Here is a 6,714-nt window from a genome sequence, read left to right on the forward strand (position 1 = left end):
GGCTCATACCCGGCCCGATATCTCCCGATCGGGCCGGATGTGGTCACCTCGGAGGTCTGGACATCGGGGACACGCACACCCCGGGAGCGCACACGCGTTCCGTCCGCCCCGCAGGGTGTCCCGGGGCCGCCGCGGCGGCGGCCCCCGCTCCCCCGCGGACGGGTCGCGCCTTCCAGGACGCTTCCCGGCCATAGGCCGGGGTCCGACGGCGGTGGCGCGCGCTACAGGTGCCGGCCCCGGCGGTTCGGGCCCGCCGGGGCCGTCCGGACGCGCGCCGGCCGCTGCCGGTGCCTCAGGCGCCCGCCAGAGCCGTGCCCGGAACCAGATCCGAGCCCGGGACCGGCTCGGCGGGGTCGCTGCCCAGGGACACGATGCGGTTGGCGGAGTCGACGTGGACCACGCGCGGCTCGTGGCGGGAGCGCTCGGACTCCTCCAGTTCCACGTACGACATGATGATGGCCAGGTCGCCCGGGTCGACCAGGTGGGCGGCGGCGCCGTTGATGCCGATCACGCCGCTGCCGCGCTCCCCGGCGATGGTGTAGGTGACCAGGCGGTTTCCGTTGTCGATGTCGACGACGTGGACCTGCTCGCCCTCGACGATGTCGGCCGCCTCCAGCAGGTCGGCGTCGATGGTGATCGATCCCACGTAGTGCAGATCGGCCTGAGTGACCGTCGCGCGGTGGATCTTGCCGTGGAACAGGGTGCGGCGCACGATCTCCTACCTCGTTTCCCTCACTGCGATATGACTACAGGCCCTGATGCGGGTCCCGTGCACGCTCGTGGCGGCGTCCGAAGCACCGCGGCGGCGCGAGGGTGCTGACGATTGGGCGAACGCCCCTGATACACGCCGAATTCCGCGATCGACCCCGAGGGTAGTGTGCGCCGGATCGCCCGCGTGCACCGGGGGCCGTGCAGGTGCATCCGCCGGGACCGCAGGAGCCGTCCGGCAGGCGGGACCGCCCCGGCGGGGAACGCGCCGACACCCCCGCGGGGGTCCGCGCCGGCGACCGGGTCCGGGGCTCCGGAGGGGGTTCCCGCGCTTTCGGGAGTGCGCCTACTCCGCGTCGTCGTGGTGGTCGTGGTTGCTGGTGCCGCGACGCCAGTATCCGTCGACGTCGAAGCCCGTTCCGCGCTCGAATCCCAGGTCCTTGAGGTGGCGGCGGACGGGTTTGAGGGTGCCGGCCTCGCCCGCGCACCAGGCGAACCCGCGGCCCGCGGGCAACTCGGCGCCGCGGAAGGCGCGCTCCAGCAGGTCCGTGGTCCCGGGGGCGGCGCCGTCGCGGTGCAGCCAGGTGACGGCGGCGCCCGCGGGCACGTCCAGGTCCTGCTCCTCACCGGCGTCGGCGACCTCGAGGAACGCCAGCACGCGCGCGTCGCGCGGCAGTTCCCGCTCCAGCCAGCGGGCGGCGGCGGGCAGAGCGGTCTCGTCGGCGCCGACGAGGTAGTAGTCGAAGCCGTAGTCCATGTGGTGGGTGCCGCGCGGGCCGAGGACGCCGAGCCGGTCCCCGGGGCGGGCGCGCGCCGCCCAGCGGCCGCCGGGGCCGTGGTCGTGGGCGACGAGGTCGACGGTCAGCTCGCCGGCGGCGGCGTCGAAGCGCCGGACCGTGTAGTCGCGGTAGATCAGCTCCGGCGCGCGCATGTTCCACCGGCCGTTGTCGTCGAAGTGCGGCAGGTGGAGCTCGCCGGTCTCCTCGTCGGGGAAGAACAGCTTCACGTGGTCGGTGAAGTTGTCGCTGCGGAAGCCCGCGATGTCGTCGCCGGCGAGGACGACGCGGATCATGCCGGGGGTGAGGCGCTCGGCCGTGCGCACCTGGAGGGTCCGGGAGCGCAGGGGGTAGAACTCCACGCGGGGGTCGCGGACGGTGGTCATGGGCGCATCACTCCTGATCGACTCGGGCGCGGCCGCGGGGGCGGCCGGGTCCGGTTCCCGGCTGCGAACCGGACCCGGGGCGCACTTTAGCTTAGGCTTGGCTAACTCGATAGTCCGGGTTCGTGCGGATCGCCGCCGCCGTCGCCGCCGGGGCGGGCCGCCGGGGCGGCCGCGCGCGGCGGCGCGGGCGGCGCCGCGCCCGAGCCCGCGCCGTCTGCGCGCCCGGCCCGGCGCAGGCCGGGAGCGGCAGCGGCCAGAACGGCCACCAGGACCACGGTCGCCGCGCCGCCGGCCGCCACGGCCGCACCGGCACCGATCAGCGGCGCCAGCGATCCCAGAACGAGCGCTCCCAGCGCCCCGCCCGCGGTGTTCTGCGCGCTCCAGACGCTGTTGACCCGGCCGCGCAGCGCATCGGGGGTGTGCGACTGCAGCAGCGCGAAGCGCAGGATCTCCTCGACGATCTCGGCGAAGCCGAGCACCACCAGCGCCGCGGCGGCCAGGGCCACGGCGCCCGAAGCCCCGAAGGCGGCCGAAGCGGCGCCGCAGCCGGCCACCGCGACCAGCAGCACCGCGCCGCTGCGGCGCACGGTACGGGTCCACCCGCTGGTCACCGAGGCCAGGACCGCGCCGAGCGCGGATGCGGAGTAGAGGAGTCCGGCGACGGTCTCGCCGGCGTGCAGCACGGTGTCGGTGAACTCGGGCACGAGTACGTAGGGCGTGGCCAGCAGCAGCTGGACGAATCCGAGCAGCAGCAGCGGCCCGACGGTGCGGTGCCGGGCGGCGAAGCGGAGGCCGTCGGCCGCCGCAGCTGCGATCCTCCGCCGGCCGCCGCCGTGCGCCGCCTCGGGGACCAGCGGCGGCAGCCGCAGGACGAGAACGGTGGTGAGCGCGCTGACAGCGGCGGTGATGCCGAAGACCGCGGGATAGCCCCACGCCGCGATGACGGCGCCGCCCAGCGCGGGTGCTGCGACCGAGCCGAGCTGGCCGGTCAGCGCCAGCAGCGCCCCGGCTGCGGGCAGCCGCTCGCGCGGAAGCAGCCCGGGCACGGCCGCCTGCAGGGCCACGGTGCTGAACGTGCCGACGAAACCGTTCAGCGCCGCGCAGGCGCAGATCACCGCGAAGCCCGCGGCGGCGCCGCCGCTGTGGGCCCACACCGCGTTGAGGGCGAGTCCGGTGAAGGCGGCCGTGGCGGCGGCGCGCCCCGCCGCGATCAGCCGGCGGCGGGGGAACCGGTCGGCCAGCACTCCCCCGACCAGCGTGCCGGAGAACACGGCGGCCCCGGTGACCGCGCTGACGACGGCGACCAGGGTCGAGGACCCGGTCGCCGAGTAGACCTGCATCGGCAGCGCCACCAGGGCGAACCCGAGTCCGAAGACCGAGATCAGCCGCGCGGTGAACACCACCCGGAACGCGGGGCTGACCCGCAGCGGGGTGAGGTCGATCAGCGCCGTGCGCAGTTTCACCGGCCCGCCTCCCGGCGGTCGCCGGAGCGGGGGCCGCCGGGCCTCACACCTCTCCCATCGCGGCCCGCAGGCTGCGCGGCCGAAGGTCGGTCCAGTTCTCCTCGACGTAGGCCAGTGCGGCCTCGCGGTCCACCGGGCCGTGCACCTGCCGCCAGCCGTCGGGCACCGCTGCGAACTCCGGCCACAGGGAGTGCTGGTCTTCGTCGTTGACCAGGACCAGGAAGCGGCCCTCGGGGTCGTCGAAGGGGTTGCTCATACCGAGATTCCTTTCTCATTAGGGTAGGCTAAACTTATCAAGTTGTCCGGTCGCCGCGAAGGGGCGGCGCGACGCCGCGGGTGGCCAGCAGCCCCGGCGCCGTCACAGCGATCGCGCCGACCAGGGCCGCCCCCGCCGCTCCGGCCGCCACCAGCGCGGCCGCCGTGCCCAGGACGGCGGCGAGCCCGCCCATGAGCGACGCGCCCAGCGACCCGCCGACCGTGGCCTGGGCCAGCCACGCGCTGTTGACCCGCCCCCGCAGCGCATCGGGGGTGTGCGCCTGGATCAGGGAGTAGCGCAGGATCTCCTCGACCGCCTGGAAGCAGCCCAGCAGCACCAGCGCGGCCAGCGCGAGCGCCGCACTGCGGGCGGCGCCCAGCAGCGCCACCGAAACCCCGCACATCGCCACCGCCGCGGGCACGACCGCCCCGGTGCGGGCGATGCGGCCGGTCCACCCGCTGGTCAGCGACGCCGCCAGGGCACCGGCCGCCGGGGCGGTATAGAGCAGCCCCGCCAGGGCGGCGTCGCCGCCCAGCACGCGGTCGGTGAACTCGGGGACCAGCACGGTGGGCATCGTGAACAGCACCTGGGTGAAGCCGAGCAGCAGCAGCGGGCGCACCACCGGGTTGCGCGCCACGAACGCCAGACCGTCGGCGACGGCGCGCAGCGCGGTGGCGCCCGCTGCGGGCGATTCCGCGGGTGCGGCCGGCACGAACCACACCGCCGCTGTGGCGACGGCGGCGATCGCGCAGGTGGCGAGGTATCCGGCGGCCACACCGCCCAGCGAGATCAGCGCACCGCCCAGGGCCGGCGCGGCCACCGCGCCCAGCTGGGCGGTCACCGCGAACAGCGCACCGGCGGCGGGCAGCCGGCCGGGGCCCACCAGCGCGGGGACCATGGACTGCTGGGCGATCAGCCCCATGGTGCCGATGACGCCGTTGACGGTGGCGCACACGTAGATCACGGCCAGCAGCGGACCGCCCGGAAGGACGGTGTTGGCCGCGAACATACCCACGACCAGCGTCTCCACCCCGAGGCTGACCAGCATGAGCCGCCGCCGGTCCAGTTTGTCGGCCAGCAGCCCGCCCAGCACGGTGCCGGCGAAGCTCGCCAGCCCGTTGACGACGCTGACGCTGGCCACCAGCGCCGACGATCCGGTCATGGCATAGACCTGCATCGGCAGGGCGACGAGGCGGAACCCGCCGCCGAACAGCGAGATCAGCCGGACCGCGAAGACGATCCGGAACCCCCTGCCGCTGCGCAGCGGACTCAGATCGATGACCAGGCCCTGCAGGGCCGGCCTCGCGGTCACCCCCTCCCCCTTCCGCCGCCGTGCTCGGGGGCCGGGCGGCCGGCCGCCGTCACTCCCGCGCCCGGGCGAACAGCGCCGCCCGCTTGTGCGGCAGTTCGGCCTCGGCGAGGAATTCGAGTCCGGCCTTGCGGGCCGCGCGGCAGGCCGCGGCGTTGCCGGAGTCGGGATCCATGAGGATGCGCCGGCAGTGCGGGTCGGCGGCGAAGACGGCGGGGGCGACCGCGGCGAGGATCTCCGCGGCCAGGCCGCGCCCCGTCCGGCCCGGATCGCCGATGGCGATGTGGAATCCGACGTCGTGGGGGCGGGCGTCGCAGTGCGGCGCGATGACGTCGCGCGCGGCGCGGTACAGCTCTACGTAGGCGGTGTCGGTGCCGTCGCGGCTGACGATCAGCGGCCGCGAGAAGGTGCCGCCCAGTTGGGCGGAGAGCTCCTCGGCCCAGCGCTCGCGGCTCCAGGCCTGGTCGTAGAAGGGGGCCACGTGCGGCAGGTGCATCCACGTGTGCACGGTCGCCAGATCGGCGCCGTGCGGCTGGGCCGGGCGCGCGGCGAAGGGCGCAGCGAGGTCGGGGGTCGGCGGCGGACCGGCGGCCAGCACGTCGGCGCCGGCGGGGATCTCGCGGGGAGAAGGGCGGTGCGCCGCCGGGGACGCGTCGGTGTCGGTCGGTTCGGGCACGGGCACGTGCGTCACCTCCGGGTCGCGCCCCGCTGGCGGGGCGGTGTGCGGGCGGAATGGGGCGGTGTGCGGGTCGCGGGCGGTCACAGGTCCTGCAGGACCCGCTCCTCCAGCTGGTCGAAGAGGTCCAGGCCGGTGGTATAGCTCATCGCCCCCAACTGCGGGACGGGGTAGACGCGGTCGCCGCCGACCGGTTCCAGGTCCTGCCACGGCCCCTGGTCCATGACCTCCTGGATGGCTTCGGTGGGCTCGCCCTGGGCGTCGGCGCGGGTGAGGACGGCGTCGTACTCGTTCAGCCGGTCCAGGTTCTCCAGCGGCAGGGACTCGCTGAAGCCGCCGTCGTCGGATTCGGGGGTGAAGCGCAGGCCGGCGTCGGCGGGCACGGTGGTGCCGTGCGAGCCCTGGTGCTCCAGGGTCCACTTGCCGTCGCCGTAGGCGTCGACGGAGACGAACACGGTGTCGGCGAGGACCTCGGAGTACTCCTCGCCGAGTTCGGCCGCCCGCGTGTCGTAGGAGTCGATCAGCGCGGAGTGGGCGTCGGAGACACCGGCGGCGTCGGCGATGCGCCGGTTCATGTCCTTCCACTCCGAGGGGATGTTCATCGCGGCGACCGCGACGGGGGCGATCCGCTCCAGCTCGGAGTAGTCGAACTCCATGGCGGCGGGCAGGCCGGAGACGACCAGGTCGGGCTCCAGCTCGGCGACCTTCTCGACGTCGATCTCCAGGTCGCGGCCCACCTGCGGGAGGCCCTGGGCCTTCTCCAGCTCCTCAGGGGTCATGCCGCTGTCGTGGGTGCCGCTGGACACCCCGACGAGACCGGCCTCCTCCACCGAGATCAGCGGGGTCACGGCCCAGCCGATGGCGACGATGCGCTGGGGATCTCGGGGGATCTCCACCGGCTGATCGGCGTGGTCGCTGGTGAACTCGCGCGTGGGAGCGGACTCGGACCCGCTCTCGTCGCCCTCGGCGCCGCCGGTGCAGCCGGTGAGTGTGAGGGCCGCCGCGGCGATCAGGCCGATGCCCCATCGGGGGATCGGGGCGCGGTATCGGTTCATGGGGACTCCAGACGTTCATGAAAGGTGAGGCTTACCTTATTGGATCGGTGCGAGGGTGCGGCAAGCGGGTCGCGGCCGCCGGGTG

At 74.7% G+C, this 6,714-nt stretch carries 7 protein-coding genes; all 7 read right to left on the reverse strand.

The window, feature by feature from the left end; genetic code table 11:
* Positions 1-292: 292 nt before the first annotated feature.
* Positions 293-712 (reverse strand): aspartate 1-decarboxylase, encoded by a 420-nt coding sequence (gene panD, locus HNR25_RS24365; protein WP_184640261.1) that lies wholly within the window; start codon positions 710-712, stop codon positions 293-295.
* Between the two features lie 342 nt (positions 713-1,054).
* A complete protein-coding gene (locus tag HNR25_RS24370) occupies positions 1,055-1,870 on the reverse strand; it encodes a siderophore-interacting protein (protein ID WP_184640263.1) in 816 nt (271 codons plus the stop codon).
* 101 nt (positions 1,871-1,971) lie between these two features.
* Positions 1,972-3,333: an enterobactin transporter EntS gene (gene entS, locus HNR25_RS24375; protein ID WP_184640265.1), complete on the reverse strand. Its 1,362-nt coding sequence runs from the start codon at positions 3,331-3,333 to the stop codon at positions 1,972-1,974.
* Positions 3,334-3,376: 43 nt separating this feature from the next.
* Positions 3,377-3,589 (reverse strand): MbtH family protein, encoded by a 213-nt coding sequence (locus HNR25_RS24380; RefSeq protein ID WP_184640267.1) that lies wholly within the window; start codon positions 3,587-3,589, stop codon positions 3,377-3,379.
* Positions 3,590-3,626: 37 nt separating this feature from the next.
* The gene (gene entS / locus HNR25_RS24385) at positions 3,627-4,901 is read right to left on the reverse strand and encodes an enterobactin transporter EntS (protein WP_312862769.1); all 1,275 of its coding nucleotides are present in this window, start codon (positions 4,899-4,901) and stop codon (positions 3,627-3,629) included.
* 49 nt (positions 4,902-4,950) lie between these two features.
* The gene (locus HNR25_RS24390; protein ID WP_184640269.1) at positions 4,951-5,574 is read right to left on the reverse strand and encodes a GNAT family N-acetyltransferase; all 624 of its coding nucleotides are present in this window, start codon (positions 5,572-5,574) and stop codon (positions 4,951-4,953) included.
* 83 nt (positions 5,575-5,657) lie between these two features.
* Positions 5,658-6,629, reverse strand: a complete 972-nt coding sequence (locus HNR25_RS24395; protein ID WP_184640271.1) for an ABC transporter substrate-binding protein — start codon at positions 6,627-6,629, stop codon at positions 5,658-5,660.
* Positions 6,630-6,714 lie beyond the last annotated feature (85 nt).

Origin of the sequence: Streptomonospora salina (assembly GCF_014204715.1) — a bacterium.
Taxonomy (GTDB): domain Bacteria; phylum Actinomycetota; class Actinomycetes; order Streptosporangiales; family Streptosporangiaceae; genus Streptomonospora; species Streptomonospora salina.

Excerpts from the sequence above, each read along its gene's own strand:
- HNR25_RS24370 (WP_184640263.1), bottom strand. The coding sequence starts at position 1,870 with ATGACCACCGTCCGCGACCCCCGCGTGGAGTTCTACCCCCTGCGCTCC.
- HNR25_RS24380 (WP_184640267.1), bottom strand. The coding sequence starts at position 3,589 with ATGAGCAACCCCTTCGACGACCCCGAGGGCCGCTTCCTGGTCCTGGTC.
- HNR25_RS24395 (WP_184640271.1), bottom strand. The coding sequence starts at position 6,629 with ATGAACCGATACCGCGCCCCGATCCCCCGATGGGGCATCGGCCTGATC.